The 13,126-nt window shown below is 71.9% G+C and carries 13 protein-coding genes; 9 read left to right on the top strand and 4 right to left on the bottom strand.

Translation table 11 applies throughout. The features are described 5' to 3' along the window. Window positions 1–7: 7 nt before the first annotated feature. Window positions 8–754, bottom strand: a complete 747-nt coding sequence (locus OIE47_RS02265; RefSeq protein ID WP_326559799.1) for an SAM-dependent methyltransferase — start codon at window positions 752–754, stop codon at window positions 8–10. A gap of 341 nt (window positions 755–1,095) precedes the next feature. On the opposite strand from OIE47_RS02265, the gene OIE47_RS02260 reads away from it, so the two are divergent. From OIE47_RS02260 to OIE47_RS02250, 3 genes are all read left to right on the top strand, one after another. After that, complete coding sequence (locus OIE47_RS02260) at window positions 1,096–1,761, top strand: hypothetical protein (protein ID WP_326559798.1); 666 nt, start codon at window positions 1,096–1,098, stop codon at window positions 1,759–1,761. 214 nt (window positions 1,762–1,975) lie between these two features. Beyond that, window positions 1,976–2,479 (top strand): SigE family RNA polymerase sigma factor, encoded by a 504-nt coding sequence (locus OIE47_RS02255; RefSeq protein WP_326559797.1) that lies wholly within the window; start codon window positions 1,976–1,978, stop codon window positions 2,477–2,479. Further along, window positions 2,476–3,258: a hypothetical protein gene (locus OIE47_RS02250; protein WP_326559796.1), complete on the top strand. Its 783-nt coding sequence runs from the start codon at window positions 2,476–2,478 to the stop codon at window positions 3,256–3,258. The genes OIE47_RS02255 and OIE47_RS02250 overlap by 4 nt, the downstream gene beginning before the upstream one ends. A gap of 23 nt (window positions 3,259–3,281) precedes the next feature. Here OIE47_RS02250 and OIE47_RS02245 read toward each other — a convergent pair whose 3' ends face one another. Further along, the gene (locus OIE47_RS02245) at window positions 3,282–4,496 is read right to left on the bottom strand and encodes a DUF2786 domain-containing protein (RefSeq protein ID WP_326559795.1); all 1,215 of its coding nucleotides are present in this window, start codon (window positions 4,494–4,496) and stop codon (window positions 3,282–3,284) included. A 235-nt stretch (window positions 4,497–4,731) separates the two neighbouring features. On the opposite strand from OIE47_RS02245, the gene OIE47_RS02240 reads away from it, so the two are divergent. Further along, entirely contained in the window at window positions 4,732–5,286 is a 555-nt protein-coding gene (locus OIE47_RS02240) for a carboxymuconolactone decarboxylase family protein (protein ID WP_326559794.1), read from the top strand. A 45-nt stretch (window positions 5,287–5,331) separates the two neighbouring features. On the opposite strand, the gene OIE47_RS02235 is transcribed toward OIE47_RS02240, so the two are convergent. Next, window positions 5,332–6,744, bottom strand: a complete 1,413-nt coding sequence (locus OIE47_RS02235) for an aminopeptidase P family protein (RefSeq protein WP_326559793.1) — start codon at window positions 6,742–6,744, stop codon at window positions 5,332–5,334. Window positions 6,745–6,755: 11 nt separating this feature from the next. Then, a complete protein-coding gene (locus OIE47_RS02230; protein ID WP_326559792.1) occupies window positions 6,756–7,988 on the bottom strand; it encodes a PucR family transcriptional regulator in 1,233 nt (410 codons plus the stop codon). 279 nt (window positions 7,989–8,267) lie between these two features. Here OIE47_RS02230 and OIE47_RS02225 point away from each other — a divergent pair, with 279 nt between their 5' ends. The 5 genes from OIE47_RS02225 to OIE47_RS02205 are packed head-to-tail and all read left to right on the top strand — an operon-like array spanning window position 8,268 to window position 13,075. Further along, entirely contained in the window at window positions 8,268–9,452 is a 1,185-nt protein-coding gene (locus OIE47_RS02225; protein ID WP_326559791.1) for an NAD(P)/FAD-dependent oxidoreductase, read from the top strand. Continuing rightward, on the top strand, window positions 9,439–9,759 hold the full coding sequence (locus OIE47_RS02220; RefSeq protein WP_326559790.1) for a (2Fe-2S)-binding protein: 321 nt from the start codon (window positions 9,439–9,441) through the stop codon (window positions 9,757–9,759). The genes OIE47_RS02225 and OIE47_RS02220 overlap by 14 nt, the downstream gene beginning before the upstream one ends. Beyond that, on the top strand, window positions 9,752–11,176 hold the full coding sequence (locus OIE47_RS02215; protein WP_326559789.1) for an FAD/NAD(P)-dependent oxidoreductase: 1,425 nt from the start codon (window positions 9,752–9,754) through the stop codon (window positions 11,174–11,176). Before OIE47_RS02220 ends, OIE47_RS02215 begins: the two co-directional genes overlap by 8 nt. After that, the gene (locus tag OIE47_RS02210) at window positions 11,173–12,078 is read left to right on the top strand and encodes a dihydrodipicolinate synthase family protein (RefSeq protein ID WP_326559788.1); all 906 of its coding nucleotides are present in this window, start codon (window positions 11,173–11,175) and stop codon (window positions 12,076–12,078) included. Before OIE47_RS02215 ends, OIE47_RS02210 begins: the two co-directional genes overlap by 4 nt. Then, window positions 12,071–13,075, top strand: coding sequence for a proline racemase family protein (locus tag OIE47_RS02205; RefSeq protein WP_326559787.1), 1,005 nt, complete (start codon window positions 12,071–12,073; stop codon window positions 13,073–13,075). Before OIE47_RS02210 ends, OIE47_RS02205 begins: the two co-directional genes overlap by 8 nt. Window positions 13,076–13,126: the final 51 nt, after the last annotated feature.

Here is a 13,126-nt window from a genome sequence, read left to right as displayed (position 1 = left end):
GAAACCGCTATCGCCGCATCAGCGCGAACACTCCCCAGCCGAGGTGTTCGCGTACGTAGCGGACGTAGCGGAGTGGATCGTCGGTCAACTCCTGGCGCAGTTCCCCGACGAGTTCGTCGTCGGGGTTCGCGTCCAGCCAGGTACGCAGGTTGAGCCAGTGTGCGGCGGCGTACCGGTCCCAACTGTCCTGGCTGGCGAGCACCATCTCGACCAGGTCCCAACCGCTGTCCCGGAACAGGCCGACCAGACCCGGCAGACTCCGGAACTCGTCCTTCGTCCTGGCGTAGCAGGCGCGGACGGTTTCCTCGTCGGGCGGGTCGATCCGCCAGTACGGCTCCCCGACGAGCAGCATCCCACCGGGCCGGAGGCTGCGTTCGAGGAGTTCCAGGGTGCCGGGGACACCGTTGCCGATCCAGGTGGCACCGATGCAGCAGGCCACGTCGACGGGCTTCTCGGCGACGTACCCGGCGGCGTCACCGTGCACGAAGGTGACCCGGTCGGCCACGCCGAGGCTGAGGGCGCGGGCCCGTGCGGCGTCGGTGGAGACCGTACTGATGTCGACGCCGGTGCCGGAGACGCCGTGGTCCCGGGCCCAGGTGCAGAGCAGTTCGCCCCGGCCGCTGGCCAGGTCGAGCAGCGACATCCCGGCGCGCAGGTGCACGGCCTGCCCGAGGGTGGCCAGCTTCTCCGAGGTGAACGGGTTGAGGATGCGAAGGTCGCCCTCGCGGATGGTGACGCTACGTGGAAGATCCATTTCTGAGGCTCCTGACGTCCGAGGTACGGGTGAACTGGCGCTGAGGCTGGTCGGTCCGGATCAGCACGCTGTTCGCCGGCATCAAAAGCACCCACTTCGGAGGTCGGAACGATGTGGCCACGGTAACCAGCCCGTCGGTCCGGGCCAACCGAATAACCGGGTCGTCCCGAACCCGTTCCCTCGGAGCAACGGCCGGCGCCGGCGCACCGGAAAATTCCGCGACGTTTTGAAACCGGCGGACGGCGGCAGGCGTGTTTGGGGGGTGTTGGCGCAGTGAGCCGGCACGGCGTCCATGTCGATTGCCCGGCAGCCAGGTGCGGGCGGTGTGTGAGGAGTAGGCCATGCCCAAGGTGAGATGGGTTACCGGCGCGACGATGCTGGCGTGCACCGGTGCGCTGGTGGCGTGCGGGACCGGATCGCCCGCGGATCCGACCGCATCCGCCGGACCCTCCGTCTCCTCGTCCGCGACGCCGACGCTTGCGCCGACCGCCGCCGTGACACCGTCCTCGGCACCGTCGTCCGCCGCGCCGCCCCCGGCGAACACGAGCGACCCCCTGCTGTCCGGCAAGCGGGAGATGACGATCGTGCGGGTGCAGGCGACCGAGGGCGGGCTGTCGCTCGACGGTCGGCTGGCCGAGGTGGACGACGACAGCGGTCGCCAGCGGTTCGTCGCCACCCCGCTCGGCGGGGACAAGTACCTGGTCAAGTCGTACACCAGGGCCAACAACCACCCCGCCGCCGACGAGCCCACCTGCTGGCAGGTCTACAACCCGAGGTCCTCGGAGCCGCTGACCGTCGAGGGTGCGGCGTGTGACCCGAACAACAAGGCCCAGGGATTCACGATCACCGCCCAGGGCAAGGGCGCGTACGCGATCAGCCACGAGTCGGCGTTCCTGCAGCTCTCCCCGTCCAGGGGCCTGATCCTGGAGGAGTTGGGTGACGCGCCGCTGCTGAGCACGTTCCGGTTCGTCGACGTGGGCCCCGCCCGTACTCCGGCCGGTGGCTGAGCAGGTCCGCGCACGCCGACGGTCGTGGGAGGCGGTGGACGAACCACCTCCCCGACCGACGGCCGCGCCCGCTCCACCCCCGTGCCGGCAGCGTGCCGGCCGGCGCCTACCCTCTTCGGCGGGAGTCGATGTCAGGCTGGCGAATACCGAGGCCGCGCCCTGGGTAGATGGGTCCCGGACGCGGTTGTCCGGTCGGGGCGGGAGTACATGGCACATGCGTAACGCCGAGGAGTTCGACGACTTCTACGCCGCATCCTCCCGGCGGGTGCTGGGCCAGGTGTACGTGATGGTCGGCAACTACGCCGAGACCGAGGACGCCGTCGCCGAGGCGTACCTAAGGGCGTGGGACCGGTGGAGCAGAGTACGCGAGTGCGACAGCCCGGAGGCATGGGTGCGCCGGGTCGCGTACCGGATCGCGGTCTCCGCCTGGCGCAAGGCGACGAACCGGCTCCGGGCGCATCACCGGGACGCGACCGATGATCACGTCGACGCGATCAGCCCCGACCATGTGGCGCTGGTGCAGGCCCTGCGCAAGATCTCCAAAGATCAGCGTAGGGTCGTCGTCCTGCACCATCTTGTCGGTCTCAGCGTCGCCGAGATCGCCGTCGAGACCGGCACGTCCGCCAACACGGTCAAGACCTGGCTCGCCCGGGGCCGCCGGGCCCTGGCCGAACACCTCGGCAGCGAGCAGTACGTCATGGATGGGGAACGGCCATGATGCCCGACGACCACCTCGACGATGCTCTGCGTTCGCTTGCCGCACACGCCGGGCGTACGGGCCGGCTCCCCAACGTCCCCGCCGACGTCCGCCAACGGGGCGACAAACGCCGCAAGCGCAGGTACGCAGGCTCCGCGGCACTCGGTGTCGCACTGGTGGGCCTGCTCACGGCAGGGATCGCGGTGACCCAGCCGGCCCGAGGTCCACAGACCGGTCCGCCCGCCGCCCCGCCCGCATCCGCCGGCCCCTCCACGCCCCCCTCCGCGACGACGACCCCCACACCTTCCCCCGCGCCACCGACCACCCCGGCCGGTACGTCCGACCCCCTGCTCTCGGGGACGCGGGAGGTCACGATGGTGCGGGTGCAGGCGTCCGAGGGCGGGCTGTCGCTCGACGGTCGGCTGGCCGAGGTGGACGACGACAGCGGCCGGCAGCGGTTCGTCACCAAGCCGCTCGGCGGGGACCTCTTCCAGGTCCTGTCGTACACCCGGGCGAACAACCACCCCGCGGCCGACGAGCCGTCCTGCTGGCAGGTGTACAACCCGAACTCCGGCCGGTCGCTGACCGTCGAGGGGGCCCTCTGCGACCCCGACAACCCGGCCCAGCGGTTCACCATCACCGCCCAGGGCAAGGGCGCGTACGCGATCAGCAACCAGGGCGCGTTCCTCCAGTTCTCACCCACCAAGGGTCTGATCATGGAGGAGCTGGGGGACGCCCCGCTGCTGAGCACGTTCCGGTTCGTCGACGTCGGCCCCGCCCGTACCCCCGCCGGAGGCTGACCGGGTCGAAGCGCGCCGCCGGGTTACGGGGTGGGCAGGGTCGCGCGGTCGGCGGCCTCCCGGCCGGACTCCCAACCCTCCCGGCTGTCGACCCGGCTGCCGCGCGCCCGGACCGTCTGCGGGAACACCTTCCGCATGGTTTCGCGTACCTGCTCGTCACGGGCGGCGAGCACCGGCAGCAGGTTGACCGGTTCGGCGGTACCGATCTCGTCCGTGTCGCGGGTCGCCTCGGTCAGGGCGGCCTTGGCGGCGCCGGCCAGCCGCTCACCGATCCGGATCGCGAACGCCACCAGGAACGACTGGCGGAACGCCTTCAGCCTGGCCCGGCCGGCCTTGCCGCCCGGCGGCTCGGCTCGCGCCATCGACCGGTGCGCCTGCACCAGCAGGGAGGTGTAGAGCAGGTCGACGGCGTCGATGTCGGCGTCGAACCCGAAGACGGTGCTGAATCCGAGTTCCGGGGACCAGACCGTGTGGCAGCGGTTGGCCCGGGCGACGGCGTCGAGCAGGGACGCCTTCTCGCCCTCGTACGGGTGGTCGACGCCGATCCGGCGGGCGTACGGGACCACGGCGGTGTCGCCGGACCGGGCCAGGAGCAGCGCCTCGTCCAGACTGTGCCGGGTGATCAACTCCTGGGCCTTGGCGGTGTACGCCTCCGCCTCCGCCGGATACGTGCTCGACTCGGCCTTGGCCAGCAGTGCCCGTACCCGATCCAGCAGGCGCTCGTCGATCCGCCCGCCGCCGGCGCTGCCGGACCGGCGACCGGGCTGCGGCGCGGTTCCGGGTGGCGGCACGAGCACCTCGATCGGCGGCAGCTCGGCCAGGATGGTGAGCAGGGTCAACACCGCATCGAGTACGGCCACCCGGTCCGACCGCCACCGGACGGCGACCTCGTCCAGGTACGTGGCGTCGCTGCGCCACCAGACCCGCGCCTCGAGCGCGTTCGCCTGCGCCAGCCACCGCTCGTCCACCCGCTTGCGGGAGACGTGGCGCAGGTGCGCGGCGATCGCATCGGTCACCAGTTGGGTGTGCGTCGGCTGCCCCCGCCGGCCCACCACCCGGTGCAGCTCGACCGGCTGCCACCCCCGCCGCCACAGCCCCGCGCACGCCTCGTTCAGTACGGCGACCAGCGCCGGATCAACCTCGGCCGGGGGCGTGACGGTCAGCGCGTCCAGCCCGGTTTCATAGTCCACCGAGCCGACGACTACCGACCTGATCCGCTCCCGCACCGATGTTGTCACCTGTACAAGGCTACGGAGGTCGACCGGACGCACCGACGGCGCGGCTTCGGGCATCTTCATTCGTGCGGTGGCGACCCGCCGATTCGGCCCCCGATGCGCCGACTGCCCGAAATCGAAGTCGCCTATCGGGCTATTCCGCCGGGTTTCGGCTCTGTTGACGGCCGGACGCCCATCGCCGAGCCTGGTCGGCGAGCCGAGCCGTGATCCCGGTGCCGGGATCGGAAAAGGAGCGCAGATGCCGCACCTGACCTTGCACGAGCCGGGGATCCGGGGACTGTTCCGGTTCCGCCCCGAGACGGCCCTTCCGCTCAACGGGCTGGTCGAGGTACTGCTCTGCGGACCCGGCACGCTGAGTCGGGGCGAGCGTGAGCTGATCGCGGCGTACGTGTCGGCGCTCAACGAGTGCACCTACTGCTACTCCGCGCACGCCGCGTACGCCGCCGCGCAGCTCGACGAGGGCATGGAACTGGTCGAGCAGGTACGCGCCGACATCGACGGGGCACCCGTCTCGGCCAAGCTGCGGGCACTGCTCCGGATCGCCGCCGCCGTGCAGAACACCGGACGGGCCGTCACCGACGACCTGGTCAAGGCGGCCCGTGCCGAGGACGCCACCGACCAGGAGATCCACGACACGGTCCTGATCGCGGCCGCGTTCTGCATGTTCAACCGCTACGTCGACGGACTCGCCACCGCGCTGCCGGACGACCCCGACTTCTACACCGACCGGGCGAAGAAGATCGTGGCCGGCGGCTACCTGGCCGTACTGGAGGAAGCGCGCCGGCAGGCCTGACCCGAGGGCCACGGCTACCCCGGTGAGGGCTGACCGCGTCAGCGGCTACCCCGCCAGGGCGGCCATCCAGGACTCGACGTCGGCGGCACTGCGCGGCAGCGCCGCCGACAGGTTCCGGCTGCCGGTCGCCGTGATCAGCAGATCCTCCTCGATCCGCATGCCCAGGCCGCGCAGCTCCGCCGGAACCAGCTCGTCGTTCGGCTGGAAGTACAACCCCGGCTCGACGGTCAGGGTCATGCCCGCCTGCAACTCGCCGTCGGCGTACCGGCCGGGGGTGGCTCGGGCGCAGTCGTGGACGTCCAGGCCGAGCATGTGCCCGGAACCGCAGAGCGTCCACCGGCGGTAGAGCTGCCGCTGCGGGTCCAGCGCCTCGTCCAGCGAGCAGCGGAGCAGGCCCAGGTCGACCAGCCCGGTGGCGAGCACCGCCATCGCCGCCCAGTGGTAGTCACGGAACGCGGCACCGGGACGCAGGGCGTCGATGGCCGCGTCGTTCGCGGCGCGTACGAGTTCGTAGACGTCGTGCTGGACCGGGGTGAACCGGCCGCTGACCGGCAGGACCCGGGTGATGTCGGCGGTGTACCGGGTGCCGACCTCCACCCCCGCGTCGAGCAGGAGCAACTGGCCGGGCTGCACCGGGCCGGTGTTGTCCTTCCAGTGCAGGGTTGCCGCGTGCGAACCGGCGGCGACGATCGAGTGGTACCCGACCTCCTCGCCCTCGGTACGGGCCCGCCGCCAGAACGTCCCCTCCAGCCACCGTTCGCCACCGGGGCCGGTGGCCTGCGGCAACGCCCGTACGACGTCCTCGAACCCACGGGCGGTGACGTCCACGGCGTGCTGAAGCTGGGTGACCTCCCACTCGTCCTTGATCAGCCGCAGGTCGGCCAGGGCCACCGCCAGGTCCGCGTCCCCTGCCGGATCGGTCACCGGAACCAGCGCGTCCAGGTGCGGGTCGATGCCCCGCAGCAGCCGCGCCCGCCGGCTCGTACGCAGCGCGGCCGGCAGCTCCGCCAGCGGGCGGCAGCGCAGGTCCAGGGCCCGGCCCAGGGTGACCAGATCGGTTCGGGCGCCGTTCCACACCACCCCGGTCGTCCGGTCCGCCCAGTACGCGGTGCTGCCCAGCTTCGGCGGCTCGTCGGTGTAGAGGGTCGCCTCCCCGTCCGGGGCCAGCACCAGCGTTCCGCCCCGGTTCCCGTCCCCGGTCAACCAGGTGTAGTCGGCACCGGGACGGAACCGGTAGAACTGGTCGTTGCTGCGTACCGGGGCGGCTCCGGCCGGCACCACCAGGTGCTCGCCCGGGAACATCCCGGCCAGCCGGGCCCGGCGCTTCGCGGCCCAGGCCGCCACCTCCGGGTGGACCTCGGTCGGCGCGTCCGGCTCGCTCCACCCGGTCCCCATGAACTCGGCCAGGGCGGCCGGAATGGCGAGATCGTGGCTGCCGGTGTCGAGCGGCTCGGACATGGGGGAACTCCCTACTGTTGCGGGCGGTAGTTGCCGGTGAGCCGGCCCAGCTTCAGCGCCAGGTGCAGACAGAGCCGCTCGTTGCCGTCCTTGAGGTCGGTCTCGGCGAGCTGTTCCACCCGTTGCAGCCGGTAGTAGAGCGTGGTCCGGTGCAGCCGGAGCTGTTCGGCGGTGGCGTGCGCGTTGCCGGCCAGGTCCAGGTACGCCTCCAGCGTCTCCAGCAGGACGTGGTTGGCGTCGTCGCGCAGCAGCCGTTCCAGGCCGGGATGCACCCCGGCCACGTCCAGGTGCTGGTCGTCCAGGCGGGACAGCACCCGGTAGATGCCCAGGCTCGCCCAGGAGACCACCCGGCCCAGCGCAGGCAACTGGACGCCGACCCGGGCCGCCTGCGCCGCCTCCTCGTACGAGCCGACGGCGTCGACCAGCCCGGCTCGGGACCCACCGATGCCGATCACCGTACGGACGACCGAGCCGAGGCCCCGGGTGGCGTGCTGGAGTGCCTCGTCCAGGTGCCGGGCCACCGCCTCCGGGGCGGGTCGACCGGCGACCCTGCCGCCGCAGAGCAGCAGCACCCCGTGGTCGTGCCGGACCAGGTGCAACGCCTCCCGGGTGCCGAGCCAGCGGCGGGTGGTGACCAGTGCCTGTTCCAGGGCGATCCGGGCCACCTCGTCCGGCACCTGACCGCGCGGCACGACGAGTTGCGCGACGAGCCCGGTGGCCGCGCCGTCACCGGCGATCACACCCTCTTCGAGCAGCGTACGGACCGCGTGCCGGCGGGCCTCCACACTCTCCACCAGCAGGGTCCGGGCCGCTTCGGTCTCCCGCTGCGAGGCCAGTTCGCCGAGCAGGTTCTCCCGGTACAGGGCGAGCGCCAGGTCGGCCATCACACTGTTCGCGGTCTCGATGTCGGCGTCGGTCATGCCACCGTCGTCGTCGATGAACCAGACGAAACCGAGCAGCAGGTCGTCGTGCCGGATCGGTACGCAGACCCGGGGCAGCAGGTCGAGTTCCTCGCACGCCTCGGTGCGTACCGGTTCACGGGCCTTCATGATGCCGACGTTGCGGAACCAGGCGATCACCTCGGGCGTGGTGTGCCTGCGCAGGATCGAGGCCCGCCGGACGTTGTCCAGCACACCGGTGTGTTCGCTGTAGACGACGACGCGTTGTCGTCGGTCTTCGATGAGCGCCGGCCGACCGACGCGGGCGGCGACGGCATCGACGATGCGTTGCAGCTCAGCCTGCATGTCATCCCCTGGTCGTCCCTGGTTGCCAATGGGGCAGGTGCCCCGGGAATCCGACCGGAGCCGTTGGACCGCCAGGCCCTACCTTCGCGTTGATATTGGTCCGAGCGCAAGTGGTCGTTACCAAGTCAAGACCGAAGGGCGGACCCACCTACCGGCAGAAGTCGGGGCGAACTACCGACAGAAGTCACTGCCGGGCCCCCCGCTGTTTCGGCAACTGTCCGAAGACTGGCCGTAACCGCCGTCCTTACGGTTGCCCCGAAGCGCGGGGGAGGAGACGAGATGACCGACGGGTACGACGTGGTGGTGATCGGCGCCGGGATCGTCGGTGCCGCCTGCGCGTACGCCTGCGCCCGGCGGGGCCTGTCGGTGGCGGTGCTCGAACGCGGTGGCCTGGTCAGCGGAGCCACCGGCTCGGGCGAGGGCAACCTGCTCATCTCCGACAAGGCACCCGGCCCCGAACTGGCGTTGGCCCTGCTCAGCAACCGGCTCTGGCAGACCCTCGACGCCGAACTGTCCGACCGGTACGGCGACTTCGAACTCGAACGCAAGGGCGGCCTGATGGTCACCCGTACGGACACCGGGCTGGCCGCGTTGACCGACTTCGCGGCCGGGCAGGCGGCCGACGGCGTCACCGTCGAACCGGTCGGCGCCGACCGGCTGCGCGAACTGGAGCCCGAGATCACCGAAGGGCTCGCCGGTGGGGTCTTCTATCCGCAGGACATGCAGCTCATGCCGGCACGGGCGGCGGTTGTCCTGCTCGCCGCGGCCCGGGACGCCGGCGCCCGCGTACGGCTGCGTACCGAGGTCACCGCGTTGCGGCGGGACAGCACCGGCCGGGTGACCGGGGTGGTGACGGCCGCTGGTGTGGTCGGCGCCGGGCAGGTGGTCAACGCGGCCGGAGCCTGGGCCGGTCGGGTCGCCGGTCTTGCCGGTGCGGCCGTCCCGGTGACCCCCCGACGCGGCTTCATCCTGGTCACCGAACCGGCCCCACCCCTGGTACGGCACAAGGTCTACGCCGCCGACTACCTCGACAACGTGGCCAGCGGCGACTCCGACCTCCAGTCGTCTGCCGTGGTCGAGGGCACCCCGAGCGGCACGATCCTGATCGGCGCCACCCGTGAACTGGTCGGCTTCGACCCGACCCCGAACCCGGAGGCGATCCGCCGGCTCGCGTACGGCGCGGTGTCGCTCTTCCCGGTGCTGGCCCGGATCCGGATCATGCGGCTCTACCACGGTTTCCGCCCGTTCTCGCCGGACCACCTGCCGGTGATCGGAGCCGATCCGCGGGCCCCCGGCCTGGTGCACGCGCACGGTCACGAGGGCGCCGGCATCGGCCTGGCCCCGGCAACCGGTGAGCTGGTCGCCCAGGTTGTCGTCGGCGAACAACCGGAGCTGGACCTGAGCCCGTTCAGCCCGACCCGGTTCGCGTCCGGAGACGAGGTGGTCGAGGATGCCGCAGCCTGACCATTCGCCCGCCACCGGATTCGACATCACCGTGGACGGCGTACGGGTCCCGGTTCGTCCGGGGCAGACCGTCGCGGCGGTCCTGCTCGGCGGCGGCCGGCTGGCCACCCGCCGGACCCGGATCGAGGGCCGCCCGCGCGGAGTGTTCTGCGGCATCGGGACGTGCTTCGACTGCCTGGTCGTCTGCAACGGCGAACCCGGCGTCCGCTCCTGCCTGCGCCCCGTCGCCCCCGGCGACGTGATCGAGACCGGCACCGTCATCGAGACCGGTGTCGGTGCGTACGGAACGGGGAGCGACCGTGGCTGACCCGCAGATCGTGGTCGTCGGTGCCGGACCGGCCGGACTGGCCGCCGCGCTCGCCGCCGCCGACGGAGGTGCCGAGGTGACCGTGGTGGACCTCGGGGCCCTGCCCGGCGGGCAGTACCTCCGGCAGCCCGCCGTCGCCGGTCTGCCGCCCGTACGGCACGGCGCCGCCGCTGACCGGCTGCTGGACCACACCCGCGACCATCCCCGGATCACCTTCCTGACCGGCCACCAGGTCTGGCAGGCCGCCGCCGACGCGATCCCGCACCTCGACAACCGGGGCGGCCCCGGCTTCACCCTGCGACTGCTCGGGCCGGTCGGCCCGGTCACGCTGCACCCGTCCGTGCTGGTCCTCGCCACCGGCGGACACGACCGGGTGGTGCCGTTCCCCGGCTGGGACCTGCCCGGTGTGGTCACCGCCGGTGCCGCCCAGTCCCTGGCGAAGGGGCAGGGTGTGCTGGTCGGCCAGCGGGTCCTGGTCGCCGGGACCGGGCCGTTCCTGCTCACCGTCGCGGACGGGCTCGCCGCCGCCGGAGCCGAGGTGGCCGGTGTGGTCGAGGCGTCCCGGACCAGCCGGTGGGGGCGGCACCTCGGCGCCATCGCCGGCACTCCCGGCAAGGTTGGCGAAGCGGTTCGCTACCTGGGTTCGCTGCGCCGTCGCCGGATCCCGATCTGGTCCGGCGAGGCCGTGACCATGGTCGAACCGTACGGCGACCGGCTCCGGGCCACCCTGCGCCGGGTGGACGCCGGTTGGCGCCCCGGAGCGGTGACCCGTGCGGTCGCGGTCGACGCGGTCTGCGTGGGCCACGGCTTCACCCCGTCGGTGGAACTGGCCGTCGCGCTCGGCTGCGCCACCCACCACGACCCGGCCGACGGCAGCCTCGTCGTCAGCGTCGACCACAGTCAGGCGAGCACCGTACCGGGGGTCTTCGTCGCCGGTGAGGCGACCGGAGTGGGCGGCGCCGACCTGGCCCGGTACGAGGGCACGCTGGCCGGTCTGGCCGTCCTGCACCGGATCGGCCGGCTCGACACCACCGCGTTCGGACGTGCCGCCGGTCCGTTGCGCCGCCGGATCACCCGCCAACGCCGGTTCGCCACCGCACTGCACAAGGTCTACCCGGTGCCGGACGGCTGGACCCACTGGCTGCGGGCGGACACCGTGCTCTGCCGCTGCGAGGAGGTGACCGTCGGCCGTACCCGGTCCGACATCACCGCGTACGGCATCGACGACCTGCGGGCACTCAAGCTGGTCACCCGGATCGGGATGGGCCGCTGCCAGGGTCGGATGTGCGGGCGGGCCGCAGCCTGCCTGCTGGGCAAGGTCAGCGGGCGACCGCAGCCGCTCGACACCTTCGCCAACCGTCACATAGCCATGCCGGTGCCACTGGGCACCGTCGCCGAGGAAGGAACAACCCCGTGACAGCTCGAAAGCCGTGGCAGGGCGTCGTGGTCGCCATACCGACGCCGTTCCGCGAGGACCTCTCCGTCGACTTCGACCGGCTGCAGGAACACGTGCGTTGGTTGGCGGACGAGGGCTGTCACGGTGTCACCCCGTGCGGGTCGCTGGGGGAGTACCAGAACCTCAGCGACGAGGAACGCGCCGACGTCGTACGCGCCACCGTCGAGGCGGCCCCCGCCGGGTTCGCCGTGGTCCCCGGTGTCGGCGGGTACGGCAGCCGCCAGTCACGCCGCTGGGCCGAGCACGCCGCGTCGGTCGGGGCGCACGCCGTACTGGCGTTGCCGCCGAACACGTACGCGGCGCGGGACCCCGAGGTGGTCGCGCACTTCCGTGAGGTGGCCTCGGTCGGGCTGCCGGTGGTGGCGTACAACAACCCGTTCGACACCAAGGTGGACCTCACCCCGGAGTTGCTCGCCACCATCGCCGAGACCGACGGGATCGTGGCGGTGAAGGAGTTCAGCGGCGACGTACGCCGGCTGCACCGGATCCTCGACCTGAGCCCGCATCTCGACGTGCTGGCCGGCGCCGACGACGTCCTGCTGGAACTGGTGGTGTGCGGGGCGAAGGGCTGGATCGCCGGCTTCCCGAACGCGCTGCCGAGGCTCTCGGTGCAGCTCTACGAACTCGCCCGCGCCGGAAACCTGGCCGAGGCGCTGCCGCTGTACGCCGCCCTGCACCCGATCTTCGGTTGGGACAGCCGGCCGGTGTTCGTACAGGCGATCAAGCTCGGGATGGAACTCGCCGGCCGGTACGGCGGACCCTGCCGCCCGCCGCGCGGCCCGCTCTCCACCGAGACCGAGGCGCAGGTCCGCAAGGACATGGCCCGCGCCCTCGCCGTGACCCCGGTGGGTACGGATGCGTAGCCGGATGGTCCTGCACGCGGTCGACTCGCACACCGAGGGGATGCCGACCCGGGTCATCACCGGTGGGGTCGGAGTGCTGCCCGGTGCGACCATGTTCGAGCGCAAGCAGCTCTTCGAGCGGGACCGCGACGGGCTGCGCCGGCTGCTGATGCTGGAGCCGCGCGGCCACTCCGCGATGTCCGGTGCGATCCTGCAACCGCCGACCCGTCCGGACGCCGACTTCGGGGTGTTGTTCATCGAGGTCTCCGGCCTGCTGCCGATGTGCGGGCACGGGACCATCGGGGTGGCGACCGTGCTGGTGGAGACCGGGATGGTCCCGGTGGTGGAACCGGTGACCACTATCCGGCTGGACACCCCGGCCGGCCTGGTCACCGTCGACGTCGAGGTACGCGACGGCCGGGCCGCCGCGGTCACCATCCGCAACGTACCGTCGTTCCTGCTCGCCGCTGACCAGGAGGTCAAGGTGGGGGACGGGATCGGGTCAGTCCGCTACGACATGGCCTTCGGCGGCAACTTCTACGCCATCGTGGAAGCCGAGTCGCTCGGCCTGTCGGTCGAGCCGGCCACGGTGCCGGAACTGATCCGCCGGGGCTTGAAGATCATGGCGGCGATCGACGAGCAGGCACCGCCGGTGCATCCGACCAATCCGGGCATCAACGACTGCCGGCACATCCAAATCGTCCAACCGGGACGCGATGGCGCCGACGCGCGCAACGCCGTCGTCATCCACCCCGGCTGGGTGGACCGATCCCCGTGCGGCACCGGTACGTCGGCCCGGATGGCCCAGCGGCACGCCCGTGGCCTGCTCGAACTGGACACCGACTTCGTCAACGAGTCGCCGATCGGCACCCGGTTCACCGGCCGCCTGACCGGCACCACCACCGTCGGCGACCTCCCCGCCGTCCTTCCGACGGTGACCGGGCGAGCCTGGATCACCGCCACCGCGCAGTACCTGCTCGACCCCGAGGACCCGTTCCCCGAGGGCTTCTTGATCTGAGTGTGAGGCGCTTCATCATTGCCACGCTCTGCGCCACTTAGGCAGCCAGGT

It is taken from the genome of Micromonospora sp. NBC_01796, assembly GCF_035917455.1.
Lineage (GTDB): Bacteria > Actinomycetota > Actinomycetes > Mycobacteriales > Micromonosporaceae > Micromonospora_G.
The sequence above is the reverse complement of the archived record's forward strand: the minus strand, read 5'-3'. Positions and strand labels throughout refer to the sequence as shown.

Excerpts from the sequence above, each read along its gene's own strand:
- OIE47_RS02220 (WP_326559790.1), top strand. The coding sequence starts at position 9,439 with ATGCCGCAGCCTGACCATTCGCCCGCCACCGGATTCGACATCACCGTG.
- OIE47_RS02230 (WP_326559792.1), bottom strand. The coding sequence starts at position 7,988 with ATGCAGGCTGAGCTGCAACGCATCGTCGATGCCGTCGCCGCCCGCGTC.
- OIE47_RS02235 (WP_326559793.1), bottom strand. The coding sequence starts at position 6,744 with ATGTCCGAGCCGCTCGACACCGGCAGCCACGATCTCGCCATTCCGGCC.
- OIE47_RS02265 (WP_326559799.1), bottom strand. The coding sequence starts at position 754 with ATGGATCTTCCACGTAGCGTCACCATCCGCGAGGGCGACCTTCGCATC.
- OIE47_RS02225 (WP_326559791.1), top strand. The coding sequence starts at position 8,268 with ATGACCGACGGGTACGACGTGGTGGTGATCGGCGCCGGGATCGTCGGT.
- OIE47_RS02205 (WP_326559787.1), top strand. The coding sequence starts at position 12,071 with ATGCGTAGCCGGATGGTCCTGCACGCGGTCGACTCGCACACCGAGGGG.
- OIE47_RS02250 (WP_326559796.1), top strand. The coding sequence starts at position 2,476 with ATGATGCCCGACGACCACCTCGACGATGCTCTGCGTTCGCTTGCCGCA.
- OIE47_RS02260 (WP_326559798.1), top strand. The coding sequence starts at position 1,096 with ATGCCCAAGGTGAGATGGGTTACCGGCGCGACGATGCTGGCGTGCACC.
- OIE47_RS02240 (WP_326559794.1), top strand. The coding sequence starts at position 4,732 with ATGCCGCACCTGACCTTGCACGAGCCGGGGATCCGGGGACTGTTCCGG.
- OIE47_RS02255 (WP_326559797.1), top strand. The coding sequence starts at position 1,976 with ATGCGTAACGCCGAGGAGTTCGACGACTTCTACGCCGCATCCTCCCGG.